Source organism: Oceanobacillus bengalensis (genome assembly GCF_003628445.1).
GTDB classification, from domain to species: Bacteria; Bacillota; Bacilli; order Bacillales; family Amphibacillaceae; genus Oceanobacillus; species Oceanobacillus bengalensis.
In genome coordinates, this window is sequence record NZ_RBZO01000014.1 from 84,438 (window position 1) to 105,709 (window position 21,272).

22 protein-coding genes and 1 pseudogene are annotated in these 21,272 nt (G+C 36.8%); 8 read left to right on the forward strand and 15 right to left on the reverse strand.

Features of this window, described 5'->3' with window-relative positions:
- Positions 1-81: 81 nt before the first annotated feature.
- The 6 genes from D8M05_RS10450 to D8M05_RS10475 all read right to left on the reverse strand — a co-directional run bounded on the left by D8M05_RS10450 (position 82) and on the right by D8M05_RS10475 (position 4,796).
- Positions 82-720: an O-methyltransferase gene (locus D8M05_RS10450; RefSeq protein ID WP_121131531.1), complete on the reverse strand. Its 639-nt coding sequence runs from the start codon at positions 718-720 to the stop codon at positions 82-84.
- A gap of 22 nt (positions 721-742) precedes the next feature.
- The gene (locus tag D8M05_RS10455) at positions 743-958 is read right to left on the reverse strand and encodes a hypothetical protein (protein WP_121131532.1); all 216 of its coding nucleotides are present in this window, start codon (positions 956-958) and stop codon (positions 743-745) included.
- An 11-nt stretch (positions 959-969) separates the two neighbouring features.
- Positions 970-1,929, reverse strand: a complete 960-nt coding sequence (locus tag D8M05_RS10460) for an alpha/beta fold hydrolase (RefSeq protein WP_121131534.1) — start codon at positions 1,927-1,929, stop codon at positions 970-972.
- A 455-nt stretch (positions 1,930-2,384) separates the two neighbouring features.
- A complete protein-coding gene (locus D8M05_RS10465; RefSeq protein WP_379542947.1) occupies positions 2,385-2,891 on the reverse strand; it encodes a YwhD family protein in 507 nt (168 codons plus the stop codon).
- Between the two features lie 101 nt (positions 2,892-2,992).
- Entirely contained in the window at positions 2,993-3,487 is a 495-nt protein-coding gene (locus tag D8M05_RS10470) for a YwgA family protein (RefSeq protein WP_121131538.1), read from the reverse strand.
- Positions 3,477-4,796, reverse strand: coding sequence for an HD domain-containing protein (locus D8M05_RS10475; protein ID WP_121131570.1), 1,320 nt, complete (start codon positions 4,794-4,796; stop codon positions 3,477-3,479). The genes D8M05_RS10470 and D8M05_RS10475 overlap by 11 nt, the downstream gene beginning before the upstream one ends.
- Positions 4,797-5,076: 280 nt before the next feature.
- On the opposite strand from D8M05_RS10475, the gene D8M05_RS10480 reads away from it, so the two are divergent.
- Positions 5,077-5,934 (forward strand): lipoate--protein ligase family protein, encoded by an 858-nt coding sequence (locus tag D8M05_RS10480; RefSeq protein WP_121131540.1) that lies wholly within the window; start codon positions 5,077-5,079, stop codon positions 5,932-5,934.
- 158 nt (positions 5,935-6,092) lie between these two features.
- Here the strand turns inward: D8M05_RS10480 and pta are convergent, their stop codons facing one another.
- Entirely contained in the window at positions 6,093-7,070 is a 978-nt protein-coding gene (gene pta / locus D8M05_RS10485; RefSeq protein ID WP_121131542.1) for a phosphate acetyltransferase, read from the reverse strand.
- Between the two features lie 216 nt (positions 7,071-7,286).
- On the opposite strand from pta, the gene hemQ reads away from it, so the two are divergent.
- On the forward strand, positions 7,287-8,036 hold the full coding sequence (gene hemQ, locus D8M05_RS10490; protein ID WP_121131544.1) for a hydrogen peroxide-dependent heme synthase: 750 nt from the start codon (positions 7,287-7,289) through the stop codon (positions 8,034-8,036).
- A gap of 188 nt (positions 8,037-8,224) precedes the next feature.
- Positions 8,225-8,671 (forward strand): spore coat protein GerQ, encoded by a 447-nt coding sequence (gene gerQ / locus D8M05_RS10495; RefSeq protein WP_121131546.1) that lies wholly within the window; start codon positions 8,225-8,227, stop codon positions 8,669-8,671.
- 338 nt (positions 8,672-9,009) lie between these two features.
- Here the strand turns inward: gerQ and D8M05_RS10505 are convergent, their stop codons facing one another.
- From D8M05_RS10505 to D8M05_RS10520, 5 genes are all read right to left on the reverse strand, one after another.
- Positions 9,010-9,378 (reverse strand): DUF423 domain-containing protein, encoded by a 369-nt coding sequence (locus tag D8M05_RS10505; protein WP_121131572.1) that lies wholly within the window; start codon positions 9,376-9,378, stop codon positions 9,010-9,012.
- A gap of 44 nt (positions 9,379-9,422) precedes the next feature.
- Positions 9,423-9,719, reverse strand: a complete 297-nt coding sequence (locus tag D8M05_RS10510) for a YwdI family protein (RefSeq protein WP_121131549.1) — start codon at positions 9,717-9,719, stop codon at positions 9,423-9,425.
- Positions 9,720-9,928: 209 nt separating this feature from the next.
- Positions 9,929-10,075, reverse strand: a complete 147-nt coding sequence (locus tag D8M05_RS20190) for a hypothetical protein (protein ID WP_183072766.1) — start codon at positions 10,073-10,075, stop codon at positions 9,929-9,931.
- Positions 10,076-10,283: 208 nt separating this feature from the next.
- Complete coding sequence (locus D8M05_RS10515) at positions 10,284-10,592, reverse strand: phasin family protein (RefSeq protein ID WP_121131551.1); 309 nt, start codon at positions 10,590-10,592, stop codon at positions 10,284-10,286.
- Entirely contained in the window at positions 10,585-12,246 is a 1,662-nt protein-coding gene (locus tag D8M05_RS10520; protein ID WP_121131553.1) for an ABC1 kinase family protein, read from the reverse strand. Before D8M05_RS10520 ends, D8M05_RS10515 begins: the two co-directional genes overlap by 8 nt.
- Before the next feature lie 268 nt (positions 12,247-12,514).
- Here D8M05_RS10520 and D8M05_RS10525 point away from each other — a divergent pair, with 268 nt between their 5' ends.
- Complete coding sequence (locus tag D8M05_RS10525) at positions 12,515-13,858, forward strand: YjiH family protein (RefSeq protein ID WP_121131554.1); 1,344 nt, start codon at positions 12,515-12,517, stop codon at positions 13,856-13,858.
- A gap of 196 nt (positions 13,859-14,054) precedes the next feature.
- Here D8M05_RS10525 and D8M05_RS10530 read toward each other — a convergent pair whose 3' ends face one another.
- Both D8M05_RS10530 and ku read right to left on the reverse strand, forming a co-directional pair.
- Positions 14,055-15,056 carry an acyltransferase family protein gene (locus tag D8M05_RS10530; RefSeq protein WP_121131556.1) on the reverse strand — a complete coding sequence of 334 codons (1,002 nt, stop codon included), beginning with the start codon at positions 15,054-15,056 and terminating at the stop codon, positions 14,055-14,057.
- Between the two features lie 752 nt (positions 15,057-15,808).
- Positions 15,809-16,657 carry a non-homologous end joining protein Ku gene (ku, locus tag D8M05_RS10535; protein WP_121131558.1) on the reverse strand — a complete coding sequence of 283 codons (849 nt, stop codon included), beginning with the start codon at positions 16,655-16,657 and terminating at the stop codon, positions 15,809-15,811.
- 123 nt (positions 16,658-16,780) lie between these two features.
- On the opposite strand from ku, the gene D8M05_RS10540 reads away from it, so the two are divergent.
- On the forward strand, positions 16,781-18,583 hold the full coding sequence (locus tag D8M05_RS10540) for a DNA ligase D (RefSeq protein WP_121131560.1): 1,803 nt from the start codon (positions 16,781-16,783) through the stop codon (positions 18,581-18,583).
- A 125-nt stretch (positions 18,584-18,708) separates the two neighbouring features.
- On the opposite strand, the gene D8M05_RS10545 is transcribed toward D8M05_RS10540, so the two are convergent.
- Positions 18,709-19,149, reverse strand: a complete 441-nt coding sequence (locus tag D8M05_RS10545; RefSeq protein ID WP_121131562.1) for an OsmC family protein — start codon at positions 19,147-19,149, stop codon at positions 18,709-18,711.
- A 150-nt stretch (positions 19,150-19,299) separates the two neighbouring features.
- Here D8M05_RS10545 and D8M05_RS10550 point away from each other — a divergent pair, with 150 nt between their 5' ends.
- From D8M05_RS10550 to D8M05_RS20195, 3 genes and pseudogenes are all read left to right on the forward strand, one after another.
- Complete coding sequence (locus tag D8M05_RS10550; RefSeq protein WP_121131564.1) at positions 19,300-20,277, forward strand: DUF4003 family protein; 978 nt, start codon at positions 19,300-19,302, stop codon at positions 20,275-20,277.
- 183 nt (positions 20,278-20,460) lie between these two features.
- The gene (locus D8M05_RS20745; protein WP_281271907.1) at positions 20,461-20,592 is read left to right on the forward strand and encodes a hypothetical protein; all 132 of its coding nucleotides are present in this window, start codon (positions 20,461-20,463) and stop codon (positions 20,590-20,592) included.
- Positions 20,593-20,594: 2 nt separating this feature from the next.
- Positions 20,595-20,732 (forward strand): annotated as a pseudogene (locus tag D8M05_RS20195) (DUF2812 domain-containing protein); the annotation flags it as partial.
- Between the last annotated feature and the right edge of the window lie 540 nt (positions 20,733-21,272).

Genomic DNA, 21,272 nt, shown 5'->3' on the forward strand with positions numbered 1-21,272 from the left:
CTTCTTTAATCAATCATTTGTTTATGTAACAATAAAAACGGCATACGAGTAGACGTATGCCGTTTTTATTGATCTATCTTATTATTTTTTCACTTTCGAAACAGTCAGCCCATCACCGATTGGAATAATTATAGATTCTAATTGAGGATGCTTAGCAACTGTTTCATTGAATTTTTTCATGAATTCAGTGTGTCGTCTAGGTTCAGCACTGTCATCTGCTACACTACCGTTCGCAAGTACATTATCACATACAATTAAGGCTCCATTTTCTGCTAGTCTAATACAATAATTTAGGTAGTTCTCATAATTTTCTTTGTCTGCATCGATAAAGAAGAAATCAAATTGCTTACGATCGCTAACTAATTGCTCAAGACTTTGCAAAGCCGGACCTACCATATATGATACTCGGTCGCCAACACCCGCTTTAGATAAATTGTTATACGCTAACTTTGCGTAACTCTCCACTAACTCAAGAGAGGTTAGTTTTCCTTCTGTACCCATTCCTTTAGCAAGGAAAATCCCGCTATATCCCCCGAGTGCCCCTATTTCAAGTACATTTTTAGCTCCTGAAATAGATACAAGCATGGAAAGAAGTTTTCCGGTGGAGGGAGATACTGATATAGAGCGCATTCCGTTCTCTTTTATGGAAATAAGAACTTCCTCTAAAATGCTATCTTGGCTATAAAAGACGGAATCGATATAACTGTTAATTTGCTTCATTACGTCTACTCCTTCATTAAAATTATTCGTTTTTTTCATCATCAGAATCTGACAAGGGAATTTCATTTCTGTTATTATCCGTCTCCGATTCAAATTCGTCTATTACCATTTCAACTGCTTTTTGTTCACCTACTAAAATTGGATGAATTGATTGTAACTCTGGTGTTTCTAGTTGTTTTCTTAGTGTAGAACGTCTAAGATTCATTCTCTCTAAAAATGTAATTGCTCTTCCTTGCACTCCTTTTGCCACTAGTAACTGAGAATATCGGTTTTCAGAATTTGTATAAATCTCTCTTGATCCTCTAAAAAAGGAGAATGTGCAGCGTTCTCAAATGTATAAAACTTTTTCGACGGTGCCTCTATCTTTTCATAAAATCGCTTTGCCTCTTTATATGATGTTTGATAATCATACACACCATGAATGATAAAAACAGGAACGTCAAAACGAGGTGCCAATAACGTAGCATCCGCTTTTGCAACTGATTCACTTAAAGAATCATAACTATGAAAAATCCCCTTTGGTATGTTAAAACGCTCTTTCCATGAATATTGTTTACAAGTAAAAAGGTCTTTCATGCCCTGCCAGTTAGAATATCCTGTTCTTACCGCGCCACCACCAAATTTATTCAGATATCTTCCTAGTATTCTACGATAACCTTGATTTTTATAGAAATCCGCATCGAACGTAACAGAACGAATATCTTTTTCTGCCTTTTTGTCACCTCGTTTAATCGCTGTCTCCAATAGAAACTCATAAGTATGTTTGTTAGATTCAAAATGTCTTCCAAACTGCCCTACACCAATGTAAGCTTGAAAATACTGAGGATATCGACTAACTACGATACTTCCGAGTAACGATCCAAAAGAATATCCGCAAATGTAAATCTTCCTTTTGTCAAACTTTTCCATTAAGTAATTTGTTATGATTAATATGTCTGAAACGATTCTTTCTAACGTAAGTTCACCTTGGGTTGATGCATTATAAGACATACCAGTACCTCGTTGCTCCCAGTAACAAACTGTAAAATCATCTGTCCACGTAAGTCCTGATTGTTTAATGCTAGCGTATTGCGGGAATCCTGGTCCTCCATGTAAAAACAATAAAACAGGATTATTAAAATCCACTGACTCAATAAACAACCCGTTTTTATGACCATCTATGTCTACATACTCCTTCAAGAAATCAACGTTTTTTTCCTCTGCTTTCAAGAACTTCCCCCTACCATCTTAGAAGCTATACAATGCATATAAAGATCCTTTTTTAGTTAAACTGCCAATATAATATAACTGAATAGTCCAATTTTAACATGAACCTTCATTAGGTACGCTCGAATTAATCAAAAAATTATTATATTCTGATATTGATGGATGCCATTAATGAAAATAATTCGGGAGTGTATTATTTGATGCGATAGGGGTTAAGGAAAGAGAGGTCTGTTTCTACTAAAACATAACGCTTCAAATGCACCTATAGAGTAGTCTTTTAGTGTCTACCCTATAGGGGAACATTTTAAATCAAACGATTTATTGGTCAATCCCTCATTTTCTTTTGATTACCGTTCACAAAGTTTTGGATATAGCAAAAAAGCACTGATAAGATTTACAGTGCTCTAATTTCTTTTATGAAAGATAACCAATACAGTTATACATTTGATTTGCAAAATCTATTTACTCAACGCATCCTTCAACTCATCCTTTGAGTTATTCCACATTTCCCCATTAAATTCTACTAGAAAATCTTTCAATAATTTCTTCGATAAATCATCCATATGGTCGACAACAATTCGTCCCTTTAATACTTTACTCATATGGTTTACATGTTCTGGCATAGACTTATAAGCTCGTTTGATTTCACGGTCAACACGAATCTCACTGCCTGCTACTCCACTATAGAATGGACCATTTTCATTTCGCTCAACATTAACCCAAACAATCCAATATAGTTTTCCATTTGGCACTTGGTCTTTTTCATGTATCCATTTCACACGCTTTTCCACTTTACTACGCCCATGCATTGCATCCATATCAACATATGCCGTCTGTTCATTTGGATCAACAATGACCGACGACATATTTTCCAAGCTTATGACTCCTGTTCCATATCCACCATGCCCGTCCGTTGAATCATCTTTAATGATGGTAAATGAATTTTTCTTTTTTTCTTCACTCACGATAAGAACCCCACTTTCTTGATAAGATTATCTATCTGTTAATTCCTTCCATTAACCATTTTTACTCATCTTATCAGATATTAACCCTTATTTCACATATCTTACTGTTTCATTTGATAAATAAATTGAATGGCTTCATTAATTTCTTCTTCACTATATTTTTGCTTTGGTTTAACGGTATGCACTTTCTCTACCGTTTCTTCGATTGGTAAATCATCAAAAAAGAACATGGTTGCAACCAACTCTAGGAATCTTGAGCTTTTCATTTTTAGCTTGTCCACTTTCTCCCTGTAGTCTGGCATGTCTAGGGAAAATTGCTGCAAAAAACGCATTCCATCGTCCGTAATTGTGTAATTATATTGATAATAATTACTCTTATCCTCTTTCACTTCATTTAAAAAACCAAGATTGCATAGTTCCTCGATACGAAGTGTTAGCTCTTCCGAATATGGTCCGTAAAAATGGAAATTATACTTTTCCTCAAAAGGAACACCCGATTTTTGTAAGATATAAATCATCTTTTGCATTTTCTTCCGACCAGTTACTTCCTGTGCTACTGAAAAGAATTGCATAATTTTCGCATGATTATCTAACATTTTCTACCTCTCCTTGACCGTATAAAATTTGCTTGATTTGTTTAACTAATTGTTTGTCCTCGAGTTCCTCTATGCGGTCTTTTGGAAAATATAGTTTATGGTCTGTACGTTTTTTTCCTGAAATAGCTTCAACAATATCAGAATGCCTTGATAACTCTTTAAGAGAACCATCTGGCATCAATAAATGAATAGGGAGACGCTCCCCTTCTTCACCTGGACGGTAAAAGTCGTATGGTAAATCGGATGAAGAGTCGACAACAAGATAGTATTCTGGATCAATACCCGCATATTGAAACAGTTTATAGAGCTTCATCCACTCCTTCATTTGTAAATTCGGATTGAATTCTACATATTTAAATAACCTACGATTTATAAAACGCTCCGATAGATCCCGTAAAATTTCATCGTCTTCGTCTTGCCATAATTGAAAATAATATTGAACAATCGATTCATCTAGTTTCAGATATTCATCAAGCTTAACGTCTCCATTGAAAAATGAAATAAAGTGCACAGGTTCGAGTTTAAATGTATAATTGCCGTCTTCAAACAATTCTTTCGCTCGATGTAAGATTTTTGTTAAAATAACTTCTGCACTTCTAGTAACCGGGTGGAAATATACTTGCCAATACATTTGATAACGACTCATAATATAGTCCTCTACCGCATGCATTCCTGTAGATTTAATGACGACTTGATCATCGATTGGACGCATCACACGCATAATCCGTTCCATATCAAAATGACCATAGCTTACCCCAGTGAAATAAGCATCACGTATGAGGTAATCCATTCGATCGGCATCAATTTGACTTGAAATTAAGCTGACAACCAATTTGTCTTTATACGTTTTCCCAATTACGTCAGCAACCTTTTGCGAAAAGCCTGGACTTACCTTCTCTAGGATTTGATTAATAGTTGTATCTCCAACAATTATTCTCTGCGTAAATTGTTCATGATCTAATTTAAATACTTTCTCAAAGGAATGTGAAAACGGCCCATGTCCTAAATCATGCAAGAGAGCTGCACATAGAGAAAGCAATCTTTCTTCCTTGTTCCAATGAGGTCTGTCCTCAAACATATTTATAATTCTGCGGACAATTTCATATACGCCAAGAGAATGATTAAACCGACTATGCTCTGCACCATGAAAGGTAAGATTCGTTGTTCCGAGTTGTTTGATTCGACGGAGCCGCTGAAATTCAGGTGTTGCAATTAAATCCCAAATCACTCGGTCTCTTACATGGACGTAACGATGAACAGGATCTTTAAAAACTTTCTCCTCTGATAATTGTTCATTTTTATATGTCATCTTCCCCATCCATTCTTTAAACATTTTTCGTGTAAGTATCTGTTCCGCACATTTGATGTTTGTTTTAGGCTGATTTACCATGCAGGCACTAGCCTCGTATTCAGGCGTTCATTCTCATAATCAGGCGCTCAGCACATTTCCACGCCCCGAAATAGAAATCATCATAGCACTTACTGCGCATTTTATATTAATATATATTACTTAAAAATAACCATGTTTTATAATCTATTCATTCATTATATAATAGATAATAAGTTGAAAAAAGGATTAGGTGTAATTTATGAAAAATTGGAAGGATGTTATTAGACATACTACATTTAGATATATCGATCATTCTGGGGAATCTGAATTCCATGGAAAACCCTATACAGCCTTGACTTCATTCGCAGTGGACGATGCCCTCGCAATTTCAGTGAGTAACGAAGAATCTGCTCCAGTTATGCGCTTATGGGTTCATCCGTATACGATTGTACTTGGTATACCAGATGCTAAACTTCCCTTTATTGACCAAGGTGTTCGTTTTCTGTCAGAGAAAGGATATAATACTGTCGTTAGAAACTCAGGAGGGCTTGCCGTTGCTTTAGATGAAGGTGTATTAAATCTGTCACTCGTCATACCTGGAATCCATCACATTTCCATTCATGATTGCTATGAGGCGATGGTGAGTTTTGTCCAATACATGCTACGTGATTTAACTGATCAAATAGAAGCATATGAAATTGAACATTCCTACTGCCCAGGGGATTATGACCTTAGTATTAATGGGAAAAAATTTGCAGGAATTTCCCAGCGCAGGGTAAAAGATGGTGCCGCCGTGCAAATCTACTTGGATGTAGAGGGCGATAGCAAAAAGCGCGCAAGTATTATTCGTGATTTTTATTCGATTAGTAAGAAAGATGAGGAGACAAAATTCTCGTATCCAACTGTTGACCCAAATGTCATGGCTTCCTTGTCTGAATTACTAGGGGTCGACTTAACGGTTGAGGACATGAAAAATAGAGTGTTTACTGCTATCAATGATTTTAGTGAGGAAATTGTTGAACCCACCTTCTCATCCGGAGAACTTGATACATTTGAGAAACGGTATAAGCAAATGATTAAACGGAATGAACATGTTTTTAAGATATTAGAGGAATAGAATAAAATAAAAAAAATCCACGTCAGCGTGGATTTTTTTTATGGTGATGGAGTAATCTGATGACATAAGCCCTGTTTCGCCGATATCCACAGACCCCACTCCACTCATCTCAAAAAAAGGGCGCATTAGCAAAAAGCGCTAATGCAACCCCGCAAAAATTATTCTCCAACTGCTTGTGCAGCAGTAATAATAGCTAAATTATATACATCCTGTGCATCACAACCACGAGAAAGGTCGTTCACTGGTTTGTTTAGTCCTTGCAAGATTGGCCCAACCGCTTCAAAATTCCCTAGACGTTGCGCAATTTTGTAACCGATATTTCCAGCTTCTAAGCTTGGGAATACAAATACATTTGCGTCTCCTTTAATAACGGAGTCTGGTGCTTTTTTCTGTGCAACACTTGGAACGATTGCAGCATCAAATTGGAATTCGCCATCAATAACTAGGGAAGGATTTTTTTCTTTTGCAATTTTTAATGCTTCTTCTACTTTTTCTGTCTCAGGTGATTTTGCTGATCCCTTTGTTGAGAAGCTTAGCATTGCAACACGTGGGTCCACGCCAAATAATCCAGCAGTTACTGCGCTCTCAACTGCAATTTCAGCAAGATCTGTACTATCTGGTGAAATGTTGATTGCACAATCAGCAAAAACATATTTTTCCTCTTCACGAACCATGATGAATACGCCTGAAGTCTTCTTAATGCCTTCTTTTGTTTTAATGATTTGTAGTGCTGGACGTACGGTGTCAGCTGTAGAATGTGCAGCACCACTTACTAAACCATCCGCCTTATTAAGATAAACAAGCATTGTTCCAAAGTAATTTTCATCTAATAAGATTTCACGTGCTTTTTCTTCCGTAGCTTTTCCTTTACGACGCTCAACGAAAGCTTGAACCATCGCATCGAATTCCCCATAATTTGTTGGGTCAAGTATTTCACAACGAGATACGTCTACACCTACTTCTTTCGCTTTTTGTTCTACTTGTTCTTTATTACCAATTAAGATAGGTGAAACGATTCCTTCTGCACTTAATTTACTTGCAGCAGTTAAAATACGTTCATCTAACCCTTCTGGAAAAACAATTTTTTTATTTTCAGATGAAATTTTCTCGGTTAGTTGTTCAAATAAGTTACTCATCTTTCAAATTCCTCCACATACTAATTTAATTATCACGCACTTAATGTTAAATCATACCAATCATTATTTAAAGTAATTACCATCAAATATTAACATTTTTTGACAAAGGTTTGACAATCCTTTAAAATAGCCTCAAATGATAGCCCTTCCATATGATTAGAATACCCTATTTGTGCTATAGTAAAGATATATTTCAGTATAAGGAGCGCGATTTTCATGGCAGAAGCAGTAGTAACCGTTGATGGCTGGAGTTCATTACATGATACACGTACATTTGACTGGCCATCTTGGAAAATGACACCAGAACAAGAAAGAACACAAGCTATTGAAGAGTTTCAGGGCTTACTAACTAAATGGGAAGCTGTTGAGGAAGAAAAAAACGGTAGCCACTCTGTATATAAAGTAGTCGGAAATAAAGCAGATTTAATGTTTTTCTTCCTTCGTCCGACAATGGAAGAATTAGAAGAAATTAAAAGAGACATTAATAAATCAAAAATCGGCGATTATTTAATTCCTGGTTATTCTTATGTATCCATTGTTGAAAAAACAATGCATAACCCAATGGCAGAAGGAAAAGACCGCGAAATAGACCCAAGATTAGAAGCACTTCTTAAACCAATCATTCCGAAATGGGAACATGCTTGTTTCTATCCAATGGCACGTCGCCGCTGGAAAGATGCGAACTGGTTTGAAATTTCAAAAGAAGAAAGAACACAATTACTTTACGCACATGGCATGACTGGACGCAAATATGCTGGTAAAGTAAAAGAAATTATCACGGGTTCCATTGGACTTGACGAATGGGAATGGGGCGTAACTTTATTTGCGCATGATCCATTACAATTCAAAAAAATTGTTTATGAAATGCGTTTTGATGAAGTAACTTCAAAATATGGTGAATTTGGCGACTTCATCGTTGGTAACTATTTACCAAAAGAAGATGTTGCTACATACTTCGAACTATAAGAAAATTAAAGAAGGCTTTCTGTTTTAAACGAGCAGAGGGTCTTTTTTTTGTCATTTTTTTATAGGCAAAGACATACTTATAGGTATTGAGATTAGTACCTTTACACACATAGGGAATATAAAGCTAATCGTCATTTTTCGACAAACTTCGGGGAGTGACAGGCACCATAAAATAGGAGGGATTTATAATGTCAGGGAACAATCCGAATCAGCCATATGGGGCTTACCCTTATTATCCACAGGCCTATTATCCAGCATATACGAGGCAATTTCCGCAGCAGTTTCAACCCCAACAACAGCAACAACCAGAGAACCCAGCAGCAAATATACCAGGGATGCTTCCACTTCAACAGTCCTATATCGAGAATATTCTACGTCTAAATAGGGGGAAGTTAGCCACATTTTATTTAACCTTTGAAGGTAATACTCAATGGAATGCCAAAACATTCACAGGTATTATCGAAGCTGCTGGAAGAGATCATATCATTATAAGTGATCCAGAGACTGGTAGACGTGTTTTAATGTTAATGGTTTATTTAGATTATGTCATATTTAATGAAGAAGTTAATTATGAATATCCATATGCCGATGGACAAAACAGCCAATTGTCTACCTATGCACCAAGAAGCAAGTGATATTCTAATTTAAAGTAAAAAAAGGATGACTAGGAGCTTATCCTCTGTCATCCTTCTTCATACATAAGGAGTGATTTTATGCGACACCGGGCTTCTAAGATTCTTCAATTTGAATTAATATCACTCGCGGCTGCTATCCTTCTCTCTATTTTTGCCTTCATTCTAGGTTATTTATTTTTTGTATTTCTTGTGTTTTACATAATTATCTTTAGCTTACTTTGTGATGCGCTGATAAACCTGCACTACGGTAACACGCAACAAGCCGGAAAACAGGTCCTTCGCGGCGCACTATTATTTATCTTGATTACCTATTTAGCCTTCTCACTATAAATGCATCCTTATACGTTTTTCAGTACAGCAATACCTATTAAAACCCACCCAACCAAGAACGCTATTCCACCAATTGGGGTAATCATTGCGAATGTCTTAATTGCCGTTGTTGCATAAATATAAAGACTACCAGAGAAGAGAATAATACCGATAAAGAACAACCATCCTGCCCAATTTAAACTACTACTATCAAATTTCATTAGTAATAAACCTGTTACAAATAAAGCCATCGTATGGAACATTTGATATTGTACTGCCGTATTCCACGTTTCAAGTTGGCTTGCCGAAAGCCTTCCTTCTAGACCGTGTGCACCAAAAGCCCCAAATGCAACAGCTATAAATCCATTTAATACTCCTAACAATAAGAAGACCTTCATCATTTCCTTAATCACCTTTCTTTTCTTCTATATTGACCATCCTTTTAAAAATCAAAAATTGACGAACCGTTTGCATCCTCTTCTGGTTGATACGTTCGTTTTATTTTATCTTGATTTGAGGAGGCTGTTCCCACACTCGCACCCAACATTGCCTTTATTTCTTCATCAGAAATTGTATCACTATCCGTTACCTGCGTTTGATCTTCCTCTAAAAATAACTCGCAAAGTAATTTCACATTCGAGATATGTCTCACCATTTTAGTGTAGCTCTGTTCACTTTCCTTGGCTTGGTATAACTCATGTATCATTTTTTTGATAATCTTCTCATTTGCAATTGCCACTCATATTCGCTCCTTCTTTATTAGAGAACTTGGCATTCGCCAAGCCATTATAGCGAAGCCCTTCGTTGCACTTATGCAACTAGTAAAGGATAAACTTTCTATTTTTCCGATGTTGACTACATTATAACATGTATTATACGCATGAACACCAATAGCCCTAGGGATATCCCTAAGGCAATAAGAGTAAACGCTTTCACAAACATTTCCTTCTAGTGTTTCACACACGCTACTTTATTCTCTTGTTGTTCTTCCGTATAGCGATTATACATCCAGTGTAAAAATCGCAGCTCATCTTCCTGCAATTGTCTACCAAGCTTCTCTTTTGTATCTTCACATACTTGTAAAAAGCTTATCATACGCCATAATCCCCCAATACTGAACAACTTCCGAATATTTGTAGGTTCATTGTACATGCAATCTTCAGAAAAATCAACTGAAATTTGTAGTAAATAGAAATTTATTAATCGGTTCATTAGAAAACGAGAACATTCAACAAACCTTTACAGCAAATGTCAAAAAAGGAGTGAACAATAATTAAGTGTCCACCCCTTCCAATCCCGCAACCTATTGTTCTTCTTTATCTGTTATCTTCATTTCTAAATCATTTATTCTTTTCCTTAATTCATCAACATCATCTTTCGTTGCAAGACCAAGTTCTTTAGCCATCTTCAGCATTTGTTCTTTTTGCTTTTGGCTCCATTCTTCCTTTTTCGAATCACCTTTTTCAATGAAGTCATTCATCATTGATTTTGCTTGTTCTTGACTCAATTCATTCTTATCAACTAGTTCTTTTAACTTTTGTTCTAATTTCTCTTTTCCACTTACTGCAGCACCAAGACCTAATAAAAAGCCTTTTTTAAGATAGTCACTCATGATTACACCTCCCTGGACGTCGTGAACGTATGAATCGGTAGTGCATAATTAAAGTAATACAAAGTACAACAGTAAAGATTGCAAAAATAATAATGCCAATTACAAAGAGTGCCGTTGTTTCCGTGCCAAAGCTATTCATGAAGAATATTGTACCTATTACTACCATGATAAAGGATAGCATCTCTAAAAGTAAATAAAATTGATGCCTTAATTGAATAAAATGTTTCTCCTTTTCCCACTTTCGATCCCGTTCTCCACTCTCTAGAAAATTGAGAATAGCTCTCGGATAGGATAAAAGAGGCTCTGTGGCATTTTTCACGTATTGTTTCGCTACTGATTCTGCAATACTCTTCCTGCCGAACCAATCCTTAATAATAGGCTTAGCCCATTTAACAATATCTAATGCTGGATTTAAAGAATAAATTAATCCCACAACAATGGATACGGCACGGATTAAATATGCATAATTAGCAGGAAGTTGAATGGCTTGATCCTTCATAATCATATTTATTTCTTCACCTATTTGATCCATTACCTTTGCATCAAAGTTTCTAAAGGATCCGTCCGAATACATTTCAATCGTTTCCATCAGCATTCTCTTTATTTTTCGCTTATCAGCATGAGGGAGTAGAAAGTTCATTTTATCCAATGCATCCACAACAATATCATAATTATCAATAATAAAGCCTTGAATAAGCAGTTTAAAATGCCCAATATCCTTATGTTTAATCTCACCAATCATCCCAAAATCGATAATCGCAATACGCCCATCTTCTTGTATTAAAATATTTCCAGCATGGGGGTCAGCATGGAACTTTCCTGGATTTAAAAATTGGTCCATATAAAAATAAAAAATTGCTTTTGTTGTTTGTTCGATATCGATATCGTGACTCTTGTAAAAATCTCTATTTGTAACTTTAACACCACGCATCCATTCCATTACCAACACTTTCTTTGTGCTTAACGCTTCATAATAATGCGGAATTCGGATATGCTCATTCTCTTTATATCGTTCCTGAAAATACTTTCCAAAGGTAAGCTCCTGTGTAAAATCCAGCTCCCTGTCCATGACTTCAATTAGCTCACGATAAAGTGCATCAAGATCTGCCTTTTTCCCGAATGCAGTAAACACTTTTAAAATCCAGAATACCAAACGCAAAGCTATAAAGTCCTTGTGGAATATTTCATCGATTCGATACCGACGTACTTTTATCGCAACTTCTGTACCATCATGTAATAAAGCATGATAAACCTCTCCAATGGAAGCCGATGCGATAGAATCCTTTTTTATAGCTTGTACATGTGTAGCAATGCTTGTCCCCCATTGTTCCTCTAGTAGCTCTTCGGCATACTCATATGGCATTGGAGGCACACGGTCAACTAATTCTGTCATTTCCTTTATAAAAACCTCGGGCATAAAATCAGTTCTCGTACTTAAAAATTGACCAACCTTGATTAATACGCCACCTAACTTTTCTGCCTTAATACGGTACTCTTCTGCTAATTTTGCTAAGAGATTGTCCCATTTCACCTTTGTTTTTTCATCCCAAATGGACGTTCGAAAGTGAAATAGATATATTTGAAAAATAATTTTCATCGCCAACCACACGATAATCGTACATCGATAAATGAGGTTATATTTTAATTTTTTCATAAACACACCTCCTTTGAAAAGATTAGTTTTCTTCATAATTTGAAGGCTAAACACCCAACCTTTGGATATTATAACGATGGATACTTTTTATATACCCTATATTTTATAGATTTGTTCATTTTGTTGTGTGGTTGACGTCACATGTTATATCTTCTCAAGATTTCTATCTATAAAAAGGATAATTTTATATTGAATATTTTCTCACTAACGTGTATAATCATGCATTGTGCTTACATTCGAAATATCTATTAGGAAGGATATACTTTTTATGAAACACCAACATCTAAGCGTCCACTTAAAATTTATTATACCATCTATTTTGGGAATCTTTTTATTCATCATCCCTGTTAATGCTGGGGAGGGTTGGACGATACCAATTGCAGTTTTAGCCAATTGGGTTCAGAAAAACCTTACAGACCAGCTTTCTACAATCATGATGATCATTATTGTAATAACTGCTATTTTTACGATTTTGGCGAAAGTTTTAGGAAAAAATGCCTTTCATAAAACACCATTCTTTCATAACTTATTTTATGTCAATATGTTCTGGACAATTACAAGAGTCGCTGCCGCGTTTTTTGCAGTAATGGTATTTTTCAGGCTAGGTCCAGAGGCTATTCACGGACCAAATACAGGTCAACTATTATTAGATGACTTATTACATGTATTATTTGCAGTATTTTTATTCGCAGGTTTATTTTTACCTTTATTAATGAACTTTGGTTTATTGGAACTCTTCGGTACATTAATGCAAAAAATTATGCGTCCGTTGTTTCGGTTACCTGGCCGCTCTTCTATTGATGCCTTGGCATCATGGGTTGGTGATGGAACGATTGGTGTATTATTGACAAGTAAACAATATGAAGAAGGATACTATACAAAACGTGAAGCTGCTGTTATAGGAACCACGTTTTCTGTTGTGTCTATCACCTTTTCACTTGTTGTGCTTGCTGAAGTAGATCTTGCACATATGTTCCTACCATTTTATGTAACGGTTCTTATTGCAGGAATTGCTGCTGCGTTAATTATGCCTAGAATCCCACCTTTGTCGAAAAAGGCGGATACGTATATAGATGCATCTCAGAAAGCGATTAATGAGGAAATACCAAAAGGAGACACTGTCCTTTCCTTTGGGTATAAAAAAGCACTTGAGCGAGCGAAAAAAGAAACAAGCGTTTATACATTTTTAAAAGAAGGCGGACAAAACATACTAGATATGTGGATGGGTGTCGCTCCAATTGTAATGGCATTTGGACTTGTTGCACTTATCATCGCAGAGTATACACCTGTTTTCCAGTGGCTAGGAGTACCTTTCATACCATTCCTTAAGCTATTGCAAATCCCATATGCTGCTGAAGCCTCAGAAACTATTTTAATCGGTTTTGCCGATATGTTTCTACCGTCTATCATTGGAGCAGGAATCGAAGCAGAGATTACTCGTTTTATCATTGCGGCACTTTCCGTTACACAATTAATCTACATGTCAGAAGTCGGTGGTCTCTTATTAGGATCTAAGGTGCCTGTCACTTTTCTTGATTTAGTCATCATCTTTCTATTACGTACTGTCATCACATTACCAATTATTGCACTTATGGCACATATTATTTTTTAAGAAAGCTACTTGCTCGGTGAGGTGGAGTCTGGAATATATCGGACTTTTCTTGCCGTGCTTTTGTATTCGGCCATTTCTCAGGAGATATCTGTCATTCTCACCTCCAAAATAAAAATCCCCCAGAAGTTTATTTCTACCTTCTCGGGGGACATACACGATCCAATTTCCTGCGTCCTAATTTCTATTTATCAGTGGATTAATGTTGCTCTTTTAGTCTAAGTGCATTGCGAATAATTGACATTTTCCCTTCTATAAATGGTTGCCATAAACCAAGTACCGGCTTTCTCGATAAGAGAATTACAATTGAAGCTGAAACGATGGCAATACCAATAACATCTGTTATATGATTCACTTCAAATAAGTCTGTCGCTCGGAAAAATTGGATAAAGAAACCATGTAACAGATAAACATACAGTGTTCTACTTCCAATACTCGTAATCCAACCGAAATGCCGCTTCGGTACCCAAGCAAATACACTCACTACCATTGCAACAGCAGTAATGTAGACAAATAACCTCGCAATGCCACCATACTCTTCCATTCCTAGGTCGAAGTAGGATTTAGAAGCAAGCAACCAACCAGAATTAATATCAGGTGCTGCATACAATGAGACTGCTAAAGCCACCATTACCATAAGAGAGGCAATTTTTATAGGGCGCTTTGTAACGAAACGCATTTGTTTCTCTGTGAGCCAATATCCCATTAGAAAGAATGGAAAGAATACAAATGTCCGCGATAAACTAAAAGTATGCCCGATATCACCAATATAGCCGATAAAAATCCCGATTAGAATGGAAATTGTAATCCCATGTACAGGTGGTAACTTTTTAAACCCAATCAATAAAATATGCCAACTAAATAAACTAAATAAGAACCAAAGTGACCAATGCGGGTAAAATATCCCCGCCTGCCAGCTATCCTTTCCAATGATGAAGTAAAACACGCTATACATCAATTGAAAAATAAGATAAGGTACCAATAGCTTTTTAGCAAGGTTTATAACGTAATTCTTGCTCCCAGAGCCTTTAGCAAAAAAACCAGAAAGCAGAATAAATGCTGGCATATGAAACGTATATATCCATAAATAAAGTGTATTCATCTCTTTAGAATCAGCAACAAACGGCTGGATCATATGCCCAAAAACGACTAAGAAAATTAATAGCACTTTTGCATTATCAAAAAAGGCGTTCCTTTTCAAATTTTTTCTTCCCTTCTAGTAAGCTGAAATTTACTATGCATAATTCAATTTACTCTTTTTAAAAGGAAAAATCACCTTTTTTGCAGCGATTTCAATCGATTGTTAACCCGCTGTAAGAGATTTGAAAAATTGAGACAAGACTGTAACATTTGCCGAACGGTGCCTGTCACTTGTCGATTTATGTCGAAAACAGAACGGTGAGAGGTACTCATGGCTTGGATTTCTCTTCTACCTTTCGTCCCTAGTTTCTCTTCATTCCGGCGATGATACCCTCTCTCTTCTACCTTTCGTCCCTAGTTTCTCTTCATTCCGTCCATGACAACCCCTCTCTTCTACCTTTCGTCCCTAATTTCTCTTCCTTCCGTCGATGACAACCTCTCTCTTCTACCTTTCGTCCCTAGCTTCTCTTCATTCCGTCGATGACAACCCCTCTCTTCTACCTTTCGTCCCTAGTTTCTCTTCATTCCGTCGATGACAACCCCTCTCTTCTACCTTTCTTCTCTAGTTTCTCTTCCTTCCATCGATGACAACCTCTCTCTTCTACCTTTCTTCTCTAGTTTCTCTTCCTTCCGTCGTTGACAACCTCTCTCTTCTACCTTTCGTCTCTAGTTTCTCTTCCTTCCGTCCATGACAACCTCTCTCTTCTACCTTTCGTCCCTAGTTTCTCTTCATTCCGTCGATGACAACCTCTCTCTTCTACCGTTTGAAGCAAAAATTTTACAAATAAAAAATGCCCCACAATTGGAGGCACATTATGATGTTGCTCTTTTCTTAGCTGCTGTTGATTTTGTTTTCCGCTTCGGCTGCTTTGGTTTCGGTTTGTCTTTCTTCGCTCGTTCCAATGAGGCTTGAAGGGCATCCATTAAGTTCGTTACATTATCTGGCATTTGTTTCTCTTTTGCTGTTGCAGTTTGTCCCTCCTCATTCTTCTTCTGCTCGATTAAGTCGAGGAGTGCTGTACGGTATTCATCCTGATATTTATTTGGATCAAATTCCGTTGTTAACTGATCAATTAGCATTTTTGCTGTTTTTAACTCATTTTGCGATAACTCGGTTTTCTCTGGTATATTCGGAACTTCCTTCACATCTCGAACCTCATCAGGGAAATGAATCGTCTCAACGACTAATGCATTCTCATATACGCGAATAACAGCTAATTGTTCTTTTGAGCGAATCATCATTTTCGCGACGCCTATTTTCCCAGTTTCTTCTAAAGCACTACGCAATAAACTATACGCCTTGCTTCCGCCATCATTCGGTGAAAGATAATACCCTTTTTCAAAATAGATTGGATCAATATCCTCCAGTTTCACAAAATCAATAATCTCAACGGCTTTATCTTCCTGTTCCTTTCGTAAAGCTTCTAAATCCTCTTCATCTAATATAACAAATTTATTTTTTGCGTATTCATATGCCTTCACAATATCCTCATTTTTAACTTCACTTTCACATACTGGGCAAGTCTTTTCATATTTTATTGGAGATTTACATTCCTTGTGCAATTGCCTTAATTTCACGTCTTTATTTTCGGTGGCAGCATGCATTTTGACAGGTATATTGACTAGGCCAAAACTAATTGTCCCTTTCCACATGGTGTGCATTATCATAACCTCCTCTGTCTTAGTTTACCGATTAATCCATTGCTTATCCTTTGTATAACACGTCTATAACAGAAATAATTTTCATGCTTTAAGCAAAACATATGATTTACGAGGGGGATCAAAATGGAAATGATGAAACCAATTGCAAGCAGTGACGTTCCACATGGCGATGAATGGATTTATGAAGTGAAATATGATGGTTTTCGTTGTATTTTATTTTTGGAAAAGAATGGGGAAGTTCGCTTAACAAGTAAAAACAAGAAGGATTTAACATCGAATTTCCCAGAGATTGTAGTATCTTGCCAAAAACTTGCTTCGACAATAATAGAGATGCTACCACTAAAACTAGATGGTGAGTTAGTTGTCTTAAATAATGCTTACCAATCCAATTTCACTTGGATACAGAAACGGGGTCGCCTTAAGAATAGCGATTCCATTCAGAAAGCTGCAAAACACAGACCTGCTACATTTATTGCTTTCGATATTTTACAGGAAAAAAATACACCCTACTCGAATCACACCCTTATAAAACGTAAAGAAAAACTTCAGGCATTCTTTGAAAAAGTGGAAAATAGGAGTCATATTAAAATGATTCCTTATGATGAAAACCCTGATAAAACATGGAAACAGATTGTTGACTATAAAGCTGAGGGCATCATTGCGAAGCGAAAAACAAGTAAATACATAGCCGGTAAGAAACATCAGGACTGGTTTAAAATTAAAAATTGGCGAACGATCCAAGGGATTCTAACACATTATGATGCTGGAAATGGCTATTATTCCTTTCGGGTATATGACAATAAACAACTTATTGAAATTGGAAAGGTAAAACACGGACTAGATACGGATGCAGCGAATACCTTGAAGCAGTTATTTTTAACAAATGGAGAAGTAAAAAAGAATGTTTATTCCCTTCCACCTGCAGTTTGTGCTTCCATTCATACACTTGACCTTTATAAAGATGAGCTCCGTGAGCCTGAATTTGTAAAGCTTTTACCTAATACAAGGCCTGAGGAATGTACAATTGAAAAATTACAACTTGATTTAGCCATGATTCCTGAGCGTGTTGGCGTATCTAATTCAGAAAAGCTCTTCTGGCCAATAAATCATTTTACAAAAGGAGATTTACTTTGCTACATAAGGGAAATATCCCCTTATATGTTGCCCTTTACAAGAAATCATGCAATCACATTCATTCGCTGCCCAGACGGTGTAGATGGAGAACAATTTTATCAAAAGCACCTTCCAGACTATGCTCCACCTTTTATTGATCATTTTTCCCAAGAGAGCGATAAATTGATTATCTGCAATCACATGGATTCTCTTGTTTGGTTTGCCAATCATGGGGCAATGGAATACCATGTTCCTTTTCAATTTGTTGATAGCAGCTTTCCGAAAGAAATTGTCTTTGATTTAGATCCACCAGGTCGCGAGCGGTTTGATTTAGCAATTCAAGCTGCACAGTTGATTAAACCAATCCTGGATGATTTGGGACTTGTATCTTTTGTAAAAACTTCTGGTAACAAGGGACTGCAAATTCACATCCCAATTCGTGAAGAAAGCATGACCTATGATGAAACGGCAATATTTACACAAGCAATCGCGTATACAGTAGAAAGTGCATACCCCGATTTATTCACAACTGAGCGTATGAAGAAAAAGCGTAATGGAAGACTTTATATCGATTATGTGCAACATGCAAAGGATAAAACGATAATCGCTCCCTATTCGCCGCGACGAACAGATGAAGGAACTGTCGCAACACCTCTGTTATGGGAAGAGGTACAGGAAGCATTACGTCCCGAGCAGTTTACGATTGGGAATGTAGTAGAACGTGTGCAGACATTAGGTTGTCCGTGGAAAGATTATTTTACAATTGGTGAGAAGCAGAAGCTAGATAAGGTGCTAAGGCTTGTGCGAGCTTAGGAGCGTACATTATTTAGGGTTACCTATTTATTTTATGGGTGCTCATTAACCCATTATGAGTATTCCTTTAGGATCCTACACTAAAAAAGCACCACAACCAATGTTATGGTGCTTCTCAACTAAAATCAATTCAATGTTGCTTCTAATTCCAGCTCCACATTCCCTTGAATAGCGCGGGAAATCATACAACTCTTCTCTGCCTTTTCAACCAGTCTCTCTAATTTTCTACGTTCTTCTTCAGTCGCATCTGCCTTCAATGCTACGGTTGGTCGATGAATAATCTTTTTATATGTAAAAATGCCATTTGTCACATCGACAATTCCTTCTGATTCTAGTGACATCTCATTTAGTGGTATGTTTGCCCGCTCAATCATTGCTGCTAACGTTATGAGATAACAAGTTGCAGCTGCACCGAGAAGCATTTCATCAGGATTCGTTCCGATGCCTGGTCCGTCCATTTCTGGCGGGATTGATATTTTTGTTTTCAAATTTCCCGCTTCAATGTACCCCTCACTATTTCTACCACCTGGCCAGTCCGCTTTTAAATGAAAATGATGTTCTGCCATGTTTTTTCACCTCCTTATTATTGTAACGTAATGCATCAGCAAACAGAAATAGAATGTATCATTCCGTATGGCACAAACTGATTACGTAATGAAACCTTTTTCCCAACTAAATCGTAGTTAATATATATGGATTGAAAGGAGTTTTCGGATTTGCACCTTAATAAAGTGAATACCTATACTAACGTTTACGAAACATTATCTAAAAAACTGAAATGGAAGGTATCCGATAAACGTATCCTCATGACAATTGCTTCAATCTATGTCATGAATAATCAAGAATTAGATACAGAGCGTTTTATAAATATAGCTGACCAAATTAAAGCACAAGCTGGTCTTTTTTCATCTATGAAGTCAGAGTCTAGATACACAACCGCAGCAACACTTGATGTATATTTTGATGATCCGATTAGCAAAATCCCTACCCTTTTCGAATTGTACGATATTTTTAGGAAGCAAAAATTTGCTAGTGGGAACTTTACTTATATTGCTGCTACTGTCCTATTAACAAATGAAAATCGAGCCCAGCAACCTACTGGCATCATTCGTAGAGCAAAAGAGATTTTTGATGACATGAGGAAAGAGCATCTATTTCTAACAGGTTATGAGGATTATCCATTAGCAACACTGCTGGCATTAGAAGACAGGCCTGGGATTATTGCTCATATTGAGAAATACTATGAAGAGCTAAATAAATCTGGCTTCTCAAAAGGGAATGACTTGCAGTTTCTAAGTCATATTCTCTCATTAGAAAAGGAAGCATCTGTCCATGATTTAGTAAGTCGATGTAGTCACATTCATGATGCATTTCAGGGTGCTGGTATTCGTCCAAAAAAATCTTATTATCCTGTTATCGGTATACTCGCACTTTTACCACCAGCAGAAGTTGATATGGATAGTATCAGGGAAATGTATGAAGCATTAAACAGTGAAATAAAGTGGCAAAAGGAAATGAATGTGATTTTGGCTGTTAGCCTCTTTGTAAAGGAAAAGCTAGAAGACAATGGCCTTACAGAAGCAAGCATTCAAATAACATTAGAAGCAATCCTCCAGGCACAGCAAGCAGTGATGGTTTCAACCATCGCAGCATCGACAGCGGCTGCTAGTGCTTCAAATAATGGCAGTAGTTAAGACGGGTTTTACGTTTCTGTAGAGAACATCAATAATAAAAGAGTGCTAAATCTTATTGGATTTACACTCTTTTTTGTTGAGAAAGATATTACATCTAATTATATCATTTTGTGATATATGTATCTAAAAAGATCTAGAAGGTGATCGGTTGAAGAAAACGGAACAATTAACAGATTCAATTACTTGTATGATGGTTCAGATTTAAGACGTAAAACGTATTTGCTTACTGAAAAGGGTAGAAAAGTATTAGAAGAAGATTTGAAGATAAGAAGAATGATGATTCAATTAGCTGAAACTGGACTTGAGGAGGACTGAGAATGAGACAAACACAGTACATTATGTCAGGTGGATTAGCCTTTTCTGAGGATAAGGACATGGAAAAATTACGCCGATATTCTTTGGATGGTTGGCATGTCAGTGACTTTAAGTTTATGGGGTATACGCTTGAAAAAGGAGGATGAAAAAGAGGAATGACTGGAGGAATCGCACTTCCAACTGTTATTTGGATCATCATGACTCTTTTTCAGAAAGTCGCGGGAAGGTAGCAGAACAAGACGATCAGTAACATGGTCGTCTTTTCTATTGCTGTTTTCTAAAAGATTGTTGTTGTTTTTTCAACGATTGAAAGTATAATTCGAATTTGATGTAAAATGCGGGGTAAGTGCATGTTGATTTCCGCTGCGGGCAGTACGCTTTCCGCGGGCACGGCCTCAGCCTCCAAAGAAGCAAAGAGCGCTTCTTCGGAGTCTTCGGACACGTGCTTTTCCCGCAGGAGTCGACTGCCCTCCGCTACAATCAACTATCCTATTGGCAGTATTACCGTAGAAGTTAAATAGCACAAACACAGTGGAGGCTCACCAGCCGCCCGCGGAACTGACCTGACCCCCATAAGTTAGAGTGAAAATAATTTATGGGGGTTAGGTTTATGGGAAAGTACAGTGAAGAGTTTAAGTTAAAGGTCGCAGAAGAATATCTTGATGGGAAATTAAGTTATA

Bases quoted from the DNA above. Each gene is read 5' to 3' on its own strand.
- D8M05_RS10450 (WP_121131531.1), bottom strand. From the start codon at position 720: ATGAAGCAAATTAACAGTTATATCGATTCCGTCTTTTATAGCCAAGAT.
- D8M05_RS10470 (WP_121131538.1), bottom strand. From the start codon at position 3,487: ATGTTAGATAATCATGCGAAAATTATGCAATTCTTTTCAGTAGCACAG.
- D8M05_RS10475 (WP_121131570.1), bottom strand. From the start codon at position 4,796: ATGACATATAAAAATGAACAATTATCAGAGGAGAAAGTTTTTAAAGAT.
- D8M05_RS10480 (WP_121131540.1), top strand. From the start codon at position 5,077: ATGAAAAATTGGAAGGATGTTATTAGACATACTACATTTAGATATATC.
- pta (WP_121131542.1), bottom strand. From the start codon at position 7,070: ATGAGTAACTTATTTGAACAACTAACCGAGAAAATTTCATCTGAAAAT.
- hemQ (WP_121131544.1), top strand. From the start codon at position 7,287: ATGGCAGAAGCAGTAGTAACCGTTGATGGCTGGAGTTCATTACATGAT.
- gerQ (WP_121131546.1), top strand. From the start codon at position 8,225: ATGTCAGGGAACAATCCGAATCAGCCATATGGGGCTTACCCTTATTAT.
- D8M05_RS10505 (WP_121131572.1), bottom strand. From the start codon at position 9,378: ATGAAGGTCTTCTTATTGTTAGGAGTATTAAATGGATTTATAGCTGTT.
- D8M05_RS20190 (WP_183072766.1), bottom strand. From the start codon at position 10,075: ATGATAAGCTTTTTACAAGTATGTGAAGATACAAAAGAGAAGCTTGGT.
- D8M05_RS10515 (WP_121131551.1), bottom strand. From the start codon at position 10,592: ATGAGTGACTATCTTAAAAAAGGCTTTTTATTAGGTCTTGGTGCTGCA.
- D8M05_RS10520 (WP_121131553.1), bottom strand. From the start codon at position 12,246: ATGAAAAAATTAAAATATAACCTCATTTATCGATGTACGATTATCGTG.
- D8M05_RS10525 (WP_121131554.1), top strand. From the start codon at position 12,515: ATGAAACACCAACATCTAAGCGTCCACTTAAAATTTATTATACCATCT.
- ku (WP_121131558.1), bottom strand. From the start codon at position 16,657: ATGCACACCATGTGGAAAGGGACAATTAGTTTTGGCCTAGTCAATATA.
- D8M05_RS10540 (WP_121131560.1), top strand. From the start codon at position 16,781: ATGGAAATGATGAAACCAATTGCAAGCAGTGACGTTCCACATGGCGAT.
- D8M05_RS10545 (WP_121131562.1), bottom strand. From the start codon at position 19,149: ATGGCAGAACATCATTTTCATTTAAAAGCGGACTGGCCAGGTGGTAGA.